Here is a 13,228-nt window from a genome sequence, read left to right as displayed (position 1 = left end):
TTGGCTAAGAATTGGGTTTTTTATTATCTACTGGCTTATTTAGCTTATTCGGATTTATGTCAATTTCGGATTCACCAGCTTTCAGCTTGATAGATGCTGCGCTTCCCAATAGTGCGGAAGCTAGTTGGTCGGCTGGGTGTGCAATAGGCTCAGGAGGTTGGGAGCTATCGTTAAACAAGTTTTTACTCAAGCTTTCAAGTAGTTTGTCTGGGATAGTTGTTCCCTTTGCATCATTCCATTCTAAAGTGGTTTCGACTATCCAACTTGCTCGCTCAATATCAAGCCGAAACTGGCGGAGCTGGAATTCGGCTTGTGCATGTTGCTCGAACCATCGATTTAGCCAGCGAATGAAATAAATCAGTGAGCCTACAGCACCAAATGTAAAAGCAAATAATCTAGCGGATATTATATAAATAATATATGATTCGGCTTGGCCTAATTTCTGGTAGAACTCATATGAGGCTTGAATGGCACCTAGTCCTAATATGCTGATTAGGATAATCATTGATACCGTTATTGGGGTTCTAAGCTTTACGGTGCCGTCCGTTAAACTAAATTTTTCGGTCCTATTTTTTACTTCTTCTAATATGTCTGTACGTATTTTTCGCCTTGCATGAGTGTTGCTTCTATCGTCCAGGCTTTTTCTAAGCTCTTCCAAGCTGTTCTTTTCTGCTTCTAATTCCTGTTTCTTATCAGCATATTCATTTTCTAGATTGGTGCGTTGCTTATCGTGCGCTTCATTAAGTTTTGATGATTTATCCGCATATTCTTTATCTAGGCGTTCCCGAAAATTCTGTGTTTCTTGTATTAGTTTTTCATTTAACTGTTCTAGGCGGTTAAGTGTTTCTTGATGTATCGCTTGAAGCGCCTCTTGCTCTGGGGTTAGTGCTCCAGAAAGTTGCCGGTCCGGGTTAAATGGATTAAGATCGTCATTAATAGTTTTTAATATAAATAGTTTTGTATCATTTAATATTTTATTCTGATTCTGATCTGAAAAATTAAAAGCCAATTCGTCATATATTGGCGACTTCTGTTGATTCCTGGCCCCCCCTCTAAAAACCGATATATTAAAACTACCGTTATTGAGCGAAAGCCTAATTTCATCCGTAAGTATTGCGGCGCTATCAATAATATGTTGAATTTTTTTTAATTGATTGTCATCACTTAGGTTAATATCATAATTAATGCCAACTGGCAATTGTATATTGCACTTTGAATCAGTAAACCCCAGATTTTTTGATATTTTAATAAAACAATCAATTATCTTTTTGTCTTGCAGCTTTATTATTGTTATTTTGTATTCCGCCATAACGCACCTAAAAAGCTATTTGTTAAGTAACAATCTCCCGATAAAGCCGGGGGATTTCCCTCGTGGATTAAAAGCAAGAAATGGACAATGCGGGGATTATCTTTGGCTTAGAAAAATAATAAGTGCAGCCACTTTTGAGCTGGCCTTTCAGGTGGGGAGTCGCGCCAACATGGGTGAAAGGGTGCCCATGGTTCGCCCGGCCAAAGGCTAGGCGCGGCTGTTTTCTGTCCGGTCAGTGGGTATTGGGCATATACAGGCCCAAGCCCGCGATGAACCGGAAATCTTTGGTGTTCAGCGTGTAGAGTTCCAGGGAATGAACCAAGGCCGTCGCCGCGATGAGCGCGTCCGGGATCGCCAAGCCATGGCTCAGGGAATAGGTTTCCATCAATTCGACGAACCGCCCCGAGATAGCCCCATCCAAGGGAATACACCGGATCAACGCCAAATGTCGGCGGATACTCGATAGCTCCCGTTTGTTCAACGCCCCGAAATACAACTCGGCTTGGGTGACGACACTCACGGCCAGGGCGCTAGGCCCGATGGCCCGAAGCGCTTGGACAATGGCCGGATTGTTCTTGTAGAACTCGATCAGGATGTTCGTATCGCAGAGAATCACCGGGACCGCTCCGGCCACGCCTTCCGCCGCAGTGCCGCCGCGCCAATATCGCGGCCTTGCCACAAACCCGCCAGGGCGAAGAAATCGCCTTCCCCGGCCTCGGGTTCGGCCTGTAGGGCTTCGGCGAACCTCAATACTTCCGCCGCCTTCGATTCCGGCAGATTCCGCGTGATTTCATAGACCCTTTCCGCTACGGATGGCATAGCTATTCCCCATGGGGTGGGATGGATATGAGGGTTTCCCCCGGCCTTGGGAAACGGGAATGGAGATAGCCCCCTTTCGGGCTGGCCTTTCAGGTGGGGAGCCGCGCCAACATGGGTGAAAGGGGGTCCATGGTTCGCCCGGCCAAAGGCTAGGCGCGGCTGTCGGGCATGATACACCAGCGCGGCGAGTTGCTCATGGTCGGAACGGGAAGTTCGCCGATGCTTCGGAGGCTGATGACCGCGCCTTGGTGTGGGGGTTATCGGTAGATTCTGGAACGATGCCCGATGGCGACAACCAGCACGGTCAACTTGCCGTCTTGAATATCGGCGATAAGCCGGTAATCCCCGACACGGTATTTCCAATAGTTGCCCAAGGTTTCCCCTTGCAGCGCCGCGCCGTGTTGCCTTGGATCGACCGTCAAGCGGCCTAGGAACTTGACGATGCGCTGTTGAACGGGCTTGTCCAGTTTGGCGAAGTCGGCCCGCGCCCTAGGATCGAAGTCAACCTTCCAAATCGAATTCACGGATGATGTCTTCCAAGGGGATGGCGGGTTGCGGATCGGCAAGCCGGGCGTTCGCCTCGGCAATGTCGGCTAAGTCTTCGATATATTCCAAAACCTTTTCCGCCAAAGGTTCCGGCAAGCCGCGCACGGCTTGGGTGATGCGTTCCAAAGTGGCTGATTCACACATGGGGGGATTCTCCCGGTGGTGTCGATGCGCCGCTCCAACGGTCGCGGTCCGCTTGGAATGATACGCCATGCAACGGGGCGAAGTGGAACGCGGGTTCAATCCTTCCGCCCCCGGATCGGCACCACCTTGGAACCCGATTCCAGCCCGGCCAGCACAGCGGCCCAAGCGCCCAGCGCCGCCTTGCGTTCCTCGAAATAGTCGAAGCGGTCGTAAACCCCGGCAATCCCCGGAATCGCATGGTTCAAGCACCGTTCGCAGATATGCGGCGGGATGTTCAGCGCCGCCAGTTGGGTACGGACGGTGCGCCGGAAGTCATGGACCGTGAACGGCTCCAAGCCATGCGGCAGGGAATGAAGGGCGGTATTCAAGGTCGATTCGGCCATGGGCTTATCGATCCGGCCCACCCCGCCCCGGCGCGGAAAGACGAAGGCGCTCCCACAGGCCAGGACGTGCAGCTCGCGCAGCATATCGACCGCCAGCGGCGGCAAGGGAATGCGGATGTCCTTTTCGTTCTTGGCCCGCATCGCCGGAAGGTACCAGACGCCGGAATCCAGGTCGAATTCCTCCCAAGGCGCTCCCAAGAGTTCCATCTTGCGGACGCCCAGCGCCAACAACAGCCGGACGGCCAGGGCGTTCTGGGGGCTGAAAGTGGCCGATGCCTTCATGGCCTCGAACAGCGCCGCCACCTCGCCCAAGGACAGCGCCCGCTCCCGCGACTTCTCCGAACCGCCCGCGTCCCGCACACCGAAAGCCGCCGCCGGGTTGGTCTCCAGATAATGCCGGGTCACCCCGAAATCGAATATCCGCTTGAGCCACCGAAGTATGTCGTTCGCCGTGCGCAGCTTGCCGGTATCGACGATGCCGGTAAGCACCTGGTCGATGTGCAGCGGCTTGACTTGATCCACGGGCAAACCGCCGATGAGGGACCGCTTGACGTACAGGTCCAACCGTTGCCGGATCGTCTCGGGGCGCTTCAACTTCCCGTCCACGTAGCGGGCGAAGAATTCATCGGCCAGTTGGGACACCGTGCGGACAAGGCTTTGAATTTCCGCCTGGGCGCGGTTCTCTGCCTTGCGCTGGCGCTTCTCCATGGCCGGATCGAAGCCCAGCGCCACCCGCGCCCGCAGTTCCCGAATCAGCTTCCGGGCGTCAGCAAGTCCCAGCGCTCCATAAGCGCCGATATTCATGACGCGGGTCTTGCCGTCGATCTTGTAGCGGAACCGCCATATCGGCTTCTTGTAGGACGGCTTGCCGTCCGGTCCTTTGGGCCAGCGCAGGTAAAGCCCGTCGCCATCGCTCAGCCCCTCGAAAGCCTGTCCGGCCTCGATCCTGCGCTTGATTTCCAGGTCCGTGAGTTTGCCCATGCTCGCGCCTTCGTCATATTCAAAGTGGGGGGTAGTAAGCCGACCTATTCAAAGGGGGGTGTACCCAAGGGTGTACCCATTTTTTCGGCCTCAAACCCGCGTGGTTACTGGCTTTTTACCCGTTAAAGCACCATGTTGGTGCGTGTTTTTGGGGAAGATTCAGAAGGGGCCGGGGTGTACCCAAAAAAAGGGTACACCCTTGGGTACACCCAAACAATGCGATTCGGTGCGATGGGATGCGACGGGGTGACATAAAAAAAGCCCTGAGAATCAGGGCTTTAGATGAAAAATGCGACGGGGTGACACGGGGTGAAATGCGCTCAGATTCTTTTCATCTTGATATTCAAAGTCTGCACCCGGTAAGCGATCTGCCGCGGCGTCATGTTGAGCAAACGCGCAGCCTTGGCCTGTACCCAGCCCGATTGCTCCAGGGCCGCGATGACCCGTTCGCGTTCGTCTAGGCTCTCGTCGGTGAAGTCGATGGTGGCTTCCTTGCTGCTGGCGGAGGAAGGCTTGGGCGCGGGCGTGTTCAAATCGTCCTCGAAGCCGCTCAGGGCCAGCACATCGCGGTCGATCACCCCATCGGGGCTCATGATGGCGGCGCGTTCGATGCGGTTTTCCAGTTCGCGCACGTTGCCCGGCCAGCTATAACGCATCAACAGGCGGATGGCGCTCTCCTTGAGTTCCAAGGGCCGCCCGCCCTGTTGCTTGGAAATCCGCCCCAGCAGGAAGCGGGCGAGTTCCGGGATGTCCTCCAAACGCTCGCGCAAGGGTGGCAGATGGATGGGCATGACGTTGAGGCGGTAATACAAATCCTCGCGGAACCGGCCCTCGTCCACCTCGTATTCCAGGTCGCGGTTGGTGGCGGCGATGATGCGGACGTTGACCTTGAGGGTCTGGCTGCCGCCGACCCGCTCGAATTCGCCCTCCTGGATCACCCGTAGCAGTTTGGCCTGGAACGCCGGGGAAATCTCGCCGATTTCGTCCAGGAACAAGGTGCCGTTGTGGGCCAGCTCGAAGCGCCCCTTGCGTAGCGTCACCGCGCCGCTGAACGCGCCCTTCTCGTGGCCGAACAATTCGGATTCCAGCAGGTTGTCGGGCAGGGCCGCGCAGTTCAGCCGGAGGAACGGTCCGTTGGCGCAGGCCGAGTTGTAATGGATGGCGTTGGCGATGACCTCTTTACCCGTGCCGGATTCGCCCCGGATCAGCACCGTGGTGTTCCATTTCGACACCTGCCGCACCAGTTCCAATACCCGCATCATGGGCTGGGCGTGGCCGATGATGTTCTCGAAGCGGTAGTTCTTGCGCAGGGTCTGCTTGAGCTGGTCGCGCTCCATCGCCAAATCGCGCTGCTTCTGCTCCATGCTGCGCAACAGCCCCGCGCTCTGGGCAATGAGGTTGGCGACCATCTCCATGAAGCGGGCGCGGTCCCTGAGCCAATCGTTGGCCACCGGCTGGGCGGCCAGGACGCCGACCATCTCGTTGTCGCCGACATGGATGGGCGAGCCGATGAAGGGCAGTTCCGGGTCGTAGAGCTTGAGCTTCCCCAGGAAGCGGGGTTCCTCGGCGAGGCGCTCGACGATGAGGGTGTCGCCCTTGTCCAGGATGGCCCCGACCAGGCCTTCGCCCGGTTGGTAGCTCACCTTGTCGTCCAGGGGTTCGCCGCCTTCGCGGTGTACCGCGCACACCGACAGCGCGTCGCTGTCCAGTTCCCGGAGGGTGATGAGTCCGGCCCTCATGCCGGCCCGCTGGTGCAGCACCTCCAACACCTGCCGGAGTTTGTCCTGCAAGCTCAGGGTGCCGTTCAAAACCCGGCTGACTTGATATAACGCGTCCAACTCATGCTCGACGAGTTCAGTGCGTTCAACCATGGAAATCCCCTTAATTCGCGGCGGAATGGTGTATGTCGAATTGCAGGCGGATACGGCAGCCATCTTGGTACTCCGGGTCGATCATAATCATTCCAGCGTGGCTGTTCACCACGTCCTGCACCATGGCGAGGCCCATGCCCGCTTGCCGGCCGGCCCCGCCCTTGGTGGAGAAGAACGGCTCGAACACCTTGGTCCTGAGTTCCACCGGGATGCCGGGACCGGAATCCTCGATCACGATGTGGATCAGGTCGGCTTCGGGCCGGGTGGCGATCCTGAGTTCGCGTGGCTTCGCACCATTTTGGCGCATGGCGTCGATGGCGTTCTCCAAGAGTTGCTTGAACATGGCGCGGAGGCGGTTTTCCAGCGCCATGATGGTGGGAAGGACCGGCGTCGGTTGCCATTCGATGATGATGCCGTCGGCCAGCAGCCTCGGCGTCAAGAGGATCAGCACCTCGTGCAGGACTTGGTTGATGTTGACCGGGGCGACCTTGGCTGGGTCGGGGTCGGGCATGCAGCCTTGCAGGGTGGCGACGGTGTCCTGGCCCGAATCCAAGGCTTGTTTCAATAGCCCCGCCAGCGCGGCGTTGTCGTCGCCGTTGCGGCGGCGGCGTTCCAGCATGTTCAGGGCGGCGGAGAGCATGTTGACCGGGGCTTGGACCTGGTGGATCACCCCGGACAGGGTTTCCCGAAGGCTCTGGATGCGTTCCTCGTCGGCCATGATGGCTTTGAGCGCATTGATGCGGATTTCCTCTTGTTGGCGCTTTTGCTGGGTGATATCGGTCAGGGTCAGCAGCAGGTAGGTTTGCTGGCGCTGCTGGAAATAAGCCTCCACGCCGATATCGTTCTCCGAGAACCAGGTACCGGCGCAGGAAAACCAGCGCGGGGGCCGGTAGCCGCCGAGATCGACCCGGATTTCGTGGTTGCGGAAGCTTTTGCCGCGGCGTTCGAGGTCGTGCCAGCGGTCGCCGATTTCTTCGCGCAGCATTTTCAGGAACAACTGGACGGGTTCGGCCACGCCCAGTTCGCTGGTCAAGCCCTTGTAGACCAGGTTGTCGAACACCACCCGGTCCCCGGCGTCGAGCAGGACGGTGGCGACCGGGATGGAATCGACCACGGTCTCGATCAGCTTCTTCTGGTTCTTGACCTTTTGCTCCAGGCCGTAGAACTCGGTCACGTCGCGGTGGATGCCGATGTAATGGGTGAGTTCGCCGCGCTCGTCCAGCATGGGGGCGATGGTGAGGTCGGCCAGGTATTTGCCCTGGGTCTTGTGGCGGTTGACCAGGACGCCCTGCCAGACCTTCTTCTGGCCCAACGTGGCCCATAGGTCTTGGTAGACCCGTTTCGGCGTGATCTTGTCGGAGAGCATGGACTCGTTGCGGCCGATGGCTTCCTCGGGGCTGTAGCCGGTGATGCGGGTGAAGGCTTGGTTGACGTAGATGATGTTGGCGCGTTGGTCGGTGATGGAGATCGCGACGGGCGATTGGTCCATGGTTTCCATGAAGAGTCGCAGGGGGGTCATCTGGGGATTCTCGGTGGAGGGTTCGGGCAACCCGGCCAGTGCCTTGCCGGTGTCGGGGTTCAGCGTGCGTAACGCTTGCTCATATCGCATCGGCGTGGAGTCTCCTTGGGGCGTGGGTTTTTAGGCTGGCATAAAGCAAAAAACCCGCCAATGTCGGGATTGCTACCGTCACGCGGCCTAGGGGCTTGATTTTGTTGGGTTCGCGACAAGGCCCGGATGACGCTGTGGATTATGTGGGCTTTATGACAGCGCGACGAGGGCGATTTGGGGCGGGGTTGGGCCGGCTTGGTGCGGGGTCCGGCGGGCCGGGTTCCCAAGCCGCCGATTGACCGGGTGCCTGGGTGCCGTGCTTGTCCGCCGGGGAGCCGGGATCGCGCCGCGCTCCCCGGTGGGGATACGATCAGTCCATGTCGTCGTCGGAGGCGCTGGCCGGTGCCCGGCGTGCGGGTGCCGCCGGGGGGTTGGCCACCGCGGGCGGTGCCGACGCCTTGCCGGCCGCACCGGGTTTGTCGATCCAAATCGGCGTGGACCAGGCGCGTTCCGAATTGCTCTGGGTGACCCTCAGATAGTAGAAGTTTTTAGGGGCGGTGGGGGTGTCGGTGAAATCGATATTGATATGCCCCAGCTTCGACGAGTCGCTCCGGATCACCGTGTTGTTGCGGATCAGTTCGGCTTTGACCTGTGGGGTCTGGGCGATCACTTCGTAATGCACCCGCACGGGATCGCCGGTGGTGAGTTGCGCCCCCATCCACGAATCGTTGATGGTGAAGTCCAGGTAGATACGGTCCGCGCTGGTGGCGTAGACCTGGAAGTTCTGCCAGGCATTGAAGATGGCTTCCCGGGTCAGTTCCTTGGCGCGGAAGGCCACCAATCCACCGGGATAAGCCCCGCCGAAGGCCCGGCCTGGGTGGGAATCGTGCCCGTCCCCGGAGCCGATGACCCCGAAACGCCGCCCGGCGGCCAGCCCGCCCTGTAGGTAGTGGGACATATCCTTGCTGGCGTTGAGCAGCGGGGTGGGGTTGCCGGGATATTCGCTGGCCCCGTGCTTGGAATAGACTTCGACGAAGCGCTCCACGGTGTCGTTCCAGGCACCGAAGGCGTAGGGTTCGTTCGAGTCGTGGCCGAAGGCGTGGGGACCGGTGATGAGGTCGGTCCCGAACTGTTGGGCCAGACTGTTCGTCAAGCCCTGATAGGTCTGTTTGGCCCAGTCGTCCACGAGCGGGGCGGTATCGCCACGGAAATACAGGTTGATATGGCCACCCGGCAGGCTGGCCTCGAAGCCGAGGAGGGTCACGAATTCCCCCGGCTTATAGAAGGATTTGACCGCGGCTATGGTTTCCGGCCAGTGTTTCTGGGAGTGGTCGCTGAGCGCGCACACGTCCAGGTGCTGCCCTGTCTGGGCGTACCAGAAATATTCTTCCGCGTTTTCCCCCAGGCCGTCGGAGAATTTGGTGTGGCCGTGGATATCGCCCCAATAAATCTTGTAGCTGGGTTCCTGGTTGAAAGCCTTGAAGGGGTTGCTGCCGCCCTTCAGCGTGCCGTCGCTGGCGGTGAGCCAATGGGGGCCGGGGGTCGAAACCCGCACCTGGGTCAGCGCCCATCCATCGTCGAGCTTGATATCTTTCGCCAGGATGTTGCCTTTTTCGTCGGTGATGGTGACCTTGCCGTTATAGGCGGGCACGGGGGTGGTGAAATAACTGTTGTTGACGAAGTTGTTGAAGGCGTCCTCGGCATGTATCTGGAGGTCGAACGGTTGGTTCGCGACCACCTTCGAGGGCGCGACCAGCAGGAAATGATGAGTGGGGGCCGGGATCACATCGAATTGGGGCGAGGCGCTCCAATCGAACTTGCCATCGGCGTTGAGGTCCGCCATGACCCTGAGTTCATGGTGGTCGTCCGATAGCTTTTGTTGTATCCCGCCATATTGGTCGCTGCCGATGGCGATGGTGATGACTTCGCCGGGTTGTAGGGGTTGCTGGGCGACTTCCGCCACGATGCCGCGGTTGTACAGCGTGTCCCCTTTCGCGGTGAAGGCGCTGGCGGGGAGTTTCTTGAATTTGATCTTGAAGTTATTGGGGACTTTGCCCACGACCGATACGTAGCCCGGTGCTTGGGGTTTTGATATCTGCGTCCCTTTCCATTGCGAGGAATGGTGGAAACCCAGCATGAGGCTACCCTTCACTGGGATGCCGTCATTGCCGATGGTGATTTTGTACTCGAACGGGGTCGGTTGACCGGCTACCACGAAGCTGGGACTGACGAGTTGTACGGTGGGCGGAGTGGCGGAGCGGGCTAGGAGGGGGGTTAAGCCCAGGACGGTGCCTATCGCTAATAGAAGGGAGTTTTTTGTATGGGACGTTATTGTTTTGGCCATAGCCACCTCGAAGTGATAGTAAGAGCGGTATTGATTCAATACAATACAATTATAGAGTTATTATTGGACGCCATCAAATGATTTGAGACTTCCTTGTGTGGGTTGGTATGGTTTATGGTGTATCTGATTGGCTTGGCCTATTCCTTGGCTTGGATAGGCGGGCGTTTAGGCCCGGACCCGGACGGCTGATTCCAGCGTTTTATAGGGCAGGGCAATCGTGAGCGGACGGTTATGCCCATTCGGTTGGATTCGAAGCGTGGCGTGATTCCCCATATCCCGGAATCGCGGACAAGGATGTTGGGCTTATTGGATGGCGCGGGAACGGCGGGATTGGAACAGACTGCGGATTTCCCGATTTCCGCCGATACTTATGGCAATGAAGCGGACGGTCCCATCTCGGCGTCCGGTCCGTCCTCGCCCAGGAACAGCCCGCCATGCCCGCCCCGGACCTGCTCGAAGCCTTGTTGCATTCCCCGCTGATCCATTGGATTTTGGGGTTGTCCCTGCTCGCCCAGCTCGCCGCGGCCGCCATGGCCTTCCGGTTGACCCGCATTTCCGGCTGGTATGTGCCCGCGCTGCTGATGACCTTGGGGCTGCTGGCGATGGCCCTGCGCCGCGCCTTGGGCTGGTACAGGCTGGTGGTGGTGGGGGTTTTGCCCATCGATCTGCTGTCGGAGGCATTGGGCTTGTTCGTGTCGGTCGCCATGTGGGTGGGCCTGTGGTGGTTCTATCCGCTGCTCAAGAGCGACCGCCACCATCTCAAGATGCTGACGGCCCTGGCCAGCGTCGATGCCCTGACCCAACTTCCCAACCGCCGCGCCCTCGACATTTTGTTGGAATATGAATGGCGGCGCGGTGCCCGCGACCTGCATCCCTTGTCGATCATCATGGTCGATGTGGACCATTTCAAAGCCTACAACGACGCCTATGGGCACACCCAGGGCGATAACGTGCTGCGGCAGGTGGGACGGGTGATCCGCAGGCTGGCCCGCCGCGCCGGGGATATTCCCACCCGCTACGGCGGCGAGGAATTCCTCATCATCCACGCCCACACCCCGCCGGAATTGGCGGCCCGGTTGGCGGAGCGCATCCGCGAGGGCGTGGAGCGCTTGAACATCCCCCACGCCTCCAGTGCGGGCGGGGTGGTGACTGTCAGTCTGGGGGTCGCCACGGCCCTGCCCATGGCGGACGTCAATCCCAAAGCCCTGGTCGATGCCGCCGACGTCGCGCTCTACCGGGCCAAGGACGGCGGGCGGAACCAGGTGGTGGTGGCCGGGGGAGGTTTGGGACTTGAGATTTGAGGTTTGTAGTTAGCCTACGGTCTCGGCGGGCGGTTTCTTGGCCTGGGTTGGGCCACGGGTGCCGCCAGCCGCTGTTCCAGCGCCAGCAACTTGGGCGCGATGCGCTTCCCGACATGGATTTGCGGCAAGGAAGGTTCGTTGCCTTCGGCCTGTTCGCGCCGTTCTATCGTTTGCCGCGCCATGTCGAAGGCCGCGACGAAGGAACGGGTTTGCGCCAACGCCTCCACGAAATAAGCCTGCCCGAAATAGGTGAACTCGGAATCCACCCCGCAGCCGAACGAGGCCCGGTCGCGGCGGGCGGCGGTGAGGATCAGGGAATCGTCGTCCTTGAGCGCGTCCAGGAACCCCCCGGAATAGCAGGCCGACACCACCACGACCCGCTGGTGGATTCCGGCGCGGTCGAGCGCGGCCTTGAGCGCGGCGGCGGGCAGGTCGTCCAGGGGCAAGGGCTCGAAACGTACCGAGAGCTTGTGGTCCTTCGAGCCATGCGAGGTCAGGAACAAGAACAGCACGTCCTCCTTGGGGTCCATGCGGCGGGCCACGGCTTCCAGGACGGTGTCGAGGGCGTGGCGGTTGGCGATGGGCCAGCGGGCCAGGGTGTCGGGGCTATTGACCAGGGCGACGGAGCGGCCCTGGGTGTCGAAGCGCTGGTCGAACAAGCCCAGCGCGTACTCGACTTCGTGGGCGAAGACCTGCTCGTCGGCTTCCCCCGCGAACCCCACGAAATACAGGTCGGCGATGCCGGGGCGTTGTGGGGCGAGCGCGTCGGTGGTTTCGCGCAGGAGCCGGTGCTGGCGGTAGAGGACTTCCTCGGCGTCGATCCGGGGAGCCGGGGCGGCGGTGGCTTCGTCCTCCGCCGGATAGAAAATCTCCTGGCCCGGCAGTTGGAAGCCCACGCCCCAATCCAGCAGGGCGAAGGCGCTGGCGAGGAAGAGCGCCGCCGGGGCCGGTTGCCGGTAAACCCCGCCCACGGCGCGGAACACGATGGCGAAGTTCCACAGGAACCACGCCAGGAACAAGGCCCAACCGATCCAGGGCGCGGTGGTTTCCCAACCGCCCGGCAGCGCGGCATAGGCCAGCCGGTACAGGATCGAGGTCAGCCCTTCCGCCGCCGCGATCAAGCCCAGCAAGCCCAGCAGAGGCTTGGTATCGCGGGCCAGGCCGCCCAGCGCCAGCCCGCTCAGCAGGAACAGCAGCATCCCGGCCCCGTGGTCGATCAAGCCGTAGGCGTCGAAGCGCGGCCGCGGCAGCGCGGCGGCGTAATCCCCCAACGCCGACACTCCCAGTCGTACAGCCAGCAGCCCGGCCAGCACGCCACCGCCCAGGGTGCGGACCGCGCCGCCCGCCAGCGGCCTGAACAGCGCGAGCCGGAAGCCGCCGCGCAGTGCTTCCGCGAATCCCGCCAGTACGCGGCGGCCCAGGCGTTCAGGCCGGTTCGGCAAGCGCCGGCGCTGGTGGCCGGGCTGGGCTTGCCAATAGCGGTGGACGAGATCGACCAAGGTTTGAGGACCGTCCGGTTCGGGCAGGGCGCGTTTGGGCAAGGTCCAGACCGGGCCGGATACCGCGTGCAGGTGGAAATGCTCCGGCCCTTCCACCAACGCCGCGAGGTCGGGCCAAGCCAGGAATTCGGCGTTCGGCCCCGCAGCCCGCACCAGCCCGGCGGGCGTGACCACGAGCCGGCACACGCCCGTGGGCGGCGCGGTGTCGGCGGTATCGGGATAGCAGCGCCGCCACAAGGCCAGCGCCAGGCCGGACAGCCCGAACAAGGCGGCGGTGCCGAACAGCAGCACATCGCGCCAATCGGGCGCGTCGGCCCGGGCCGCGACGGCGAGGCCCAGCCCTAACCCCAGGAGGACGGTCCATAACGGCGGGTCCGGGGAGTGGCCTTGCTGGTGTAGGTAGCCGAGATGGGCCGCGGTGTCGGCGGGGGTGGGTTCGTAGCGGATTTCCATGCGCGGTTTTATGTCGGTGGGCGATTCCG

General features: G+C 60.2%; 11 protein-coding genes. 1 reads left to right on the top strand and 10 read right to left on the bottom strand.

What is annotated here, in order from left to right; all coding sequences use genetic code 11:
• Window positions 1-4: 4 nt before the first annotated feature.
• The 9 genes from B9N93_RS24875 to B9N93_RS16805 form a co-directional block, all read right to left on the bottom strand.
• Window positions 5-1,309, bottom strand: a complete 1,305-nt coding sequence (locus B9N93_RS24875; protein ID WP_125469035.1) for a hypothetical protein — start codon at window positions 1,307-1,309, stop codon at window positions 5-7.
• Window positions 1,310-1,541: 232 nt separating this feature from the next.
• Window positions 1,542-1,943: a type II toxin-antitoxin system VapC family toxin gene (locus B9N93_RS16840; RefSeq protein WP_217807314.1), complete on the bottom strand. Its 402-nt coding sequence runs from the start codon at window positions 1,941-1,943 to the stop codon at window positions 1,542-1,544.
• Window positions 1,922-2,128 carry a hypothetical protein gene (locus B9N93_RS16835; RefSeq protein WP_085215406.1) on the bottom strand — a complete coding sequence of 69 codons (207 nt, stop codon included), beginning with the start codon at window positions 2,126-2,128 and terminating at the stop codon, window positions 1,922-1,924. The genes B9N93_RS16840 and B9N93_RS16835 overlap by 22 nt, the downstream gene beginning before the upstream one ends.
• A 257-nt stretch (window positions 2,129-2,385) precedes the next feature.
• On the bottom strand, window positions 2,386-2,652 hold the full coding sequence (locus tag B9N93_RS16830; RefSeq protein WP_125469034.1) for a type II toxin-antitoxin system RelE family toxin: 267 nt from the start codon (window positions 2,650-2,652) through the stop codon (window positions 2,386-2,388).
• Window positions 2,630-2,818, bottom strand: a complete 189-nt coding sequence (locus tag B9N93_RS16825) for a hypothetical protein (RefSeq protein ID WP_085215405.1) — start codon at window positions 2,816-2,818, stop codon at window positions 2,630-2,632. The genes B9N93_RS16830 and B9N93_RS16825 overlap by 23 nt, the downstream gene beginning before the upstream one ends.
• Before the next feature lie 95 nt (window positions 2,819-2,913).
• Window positions 2,914-4,182 carry a tyrosine-type recombinase/integrase gene (locus B9N93_RS16820; RefSeq protein ID WP_085215404.1) on the bottom strand — a complete coding sequence of 423 codons (1,269 nt, stop codon included), beginning with the start codon at window positions 4,180-4,182 and terminating at the stop codon, window positions 2,914-2,916.
• A gap of 320 nt (window positions 4,183-4,502) precedes the next feature.
• A complete protein-coding gene (gene nifA / locus B9N93_RS16815) occupies window positions 4,503-6,053 on the bottom strand; it encodes a nif-specific transcriptional activator NifA (RefSeq protein WP_085215403.1) in 1,551 nt (516 codons plus the stop codon).
• Between the two features lie 10 nt (window positions 6,054-6,063).
• Complete coding sequence (nifL, locus tag B9N93_RS16810; protein ID WP_085215402.1) at window positions 6,064-7,662, bottom strand: nitrogen fixation negative regulator NifL; 1,599 nt, start codon at window positions 7,660-7,662, stop codon at window positions 6,064-6,066.
• A gap of 310 nt (window positions 7,663-7,972) precedes the next feature.
• Window positions 7,973-9,946 carry a hypothetical protein gene (locus B9N93_RS16805; RefSeq protein WP_139826515.1) on the bottom strand — a complete coding sequence of 658 codons (1,974 nt, stop codon included), beginning with the start codon at window positions 9,944-9,946 and terminating at the stop codon, window positions 7,973-7,975.
• Between the two features lie 434 nt (window positions 9,947-10,380).
• Here B9N93_RS16805 and B9N93_RS16800 point away from each other — a divergent pair, with 434 nt between their 5' ends.
• The gene (locus B9N93_RS16800; protein WP_085215400.1) at window positions 10,381-11,247 is read left to right on the top strand and encodes a GGDEF domain-containing protein; all 867 of its coding nucleotides are present in this window, start codon (window positions 10,381-10,383) and stop codon (window positions 11,245-11,247) included.
• Between the two features lie 14 nt (window positions 11,248-11,261).
• Here B9N93_RS16800 and B9N93_RS16795 read toward each other — a convergent pair whose 3' ends face one another.
• A complete protein-coding gene (locus tag B9N93_RS16795; RefSeq protein WP_085215399.1) occupies window positions 11,262-13,199 on the bottom strand; it encodes a C13 family peptidase in 1,938 nt (645 codons plus the stop codon).
• Window positions 13,200-13,228: the final 29 nt, after the last annotated feature.

This window comes from Methylomagnum ishizawai (assembly GCF_900155475.1).
GTDB lineage: Bacteria > Pseudomonadota > Gammaproteobacteria > Methylococcales > Methylococcaceae > Methylomagnum > Methylomagnum ishizawai_A.
This window is presented reverse-complemented; position numbering and strand designations above follow the sequence as displayed.

Bases quoted from the DNA above. Each gene is read 5' to 3' on its own strand.
- B9N93_RS16795 (WP_085215399.1), bottom strand. From the start codon at position 13,199: ATGGAAATCCGCTACGAACCCACCCCCGCCGACACCGCGGCCCATCTC.
- B9N93_RS16805 (WP_139826515.1), bottom strand. From the start codon at position 9,946: ATGGCCAAAACAATAACGTCCCATACAAAAAACTCCCTTCTATTAGCG.
- B9N93_RS16800 (WP_085215400.1), top strand. From the start codon at position 10,381: ATGCCCGCCCCGGACCTGCTCGAAGCCTTGTTGCATTCCCCGCTGATC.
- nifL (WP_085215402.1), bottom strand. From the start codon at position 7,662: ATGCGATATGAGCAAGCGTTACGCACGCTGAACCCCGACACCGGCAAG.
- nifA (WP_085215403.1), bottom strand. From the start codon at position 6,053: ATGGTTGAACGCACTGAACTCGTCGAGCATGAGTTGGACGCGTTATAT.
- B9N93_RS16835 (WP_085215406.1), bottom strand. From the start codon at position 2,128: ATGCCATCCGTAGCGGAAAGGGTCTATGAAATCACGCGGAATCTGCCG.
- B9N93_RS16820 (WP_085215404.1), bottom strand. From the start codon at position 4,182: ATGGGCAAACTCACGGACCTGGAAATCAAGCGCAGGATCGAGGCCGGA.
- B9N93_RS24875 (WP_125469035.1), bottom strand. From the start codon at position 1,309: ATGGCGGAATACAAAATAACAATAATAAAGCTGCAAGACAAAAAGATA.
- B9N93_RS16825 (WP_085215405.1), bottom strand. From the start codon at position 2,818: ATGTGTGAATCAGCCACTTTGGAACGCATCACCCAAGCCGTGCGCGGC.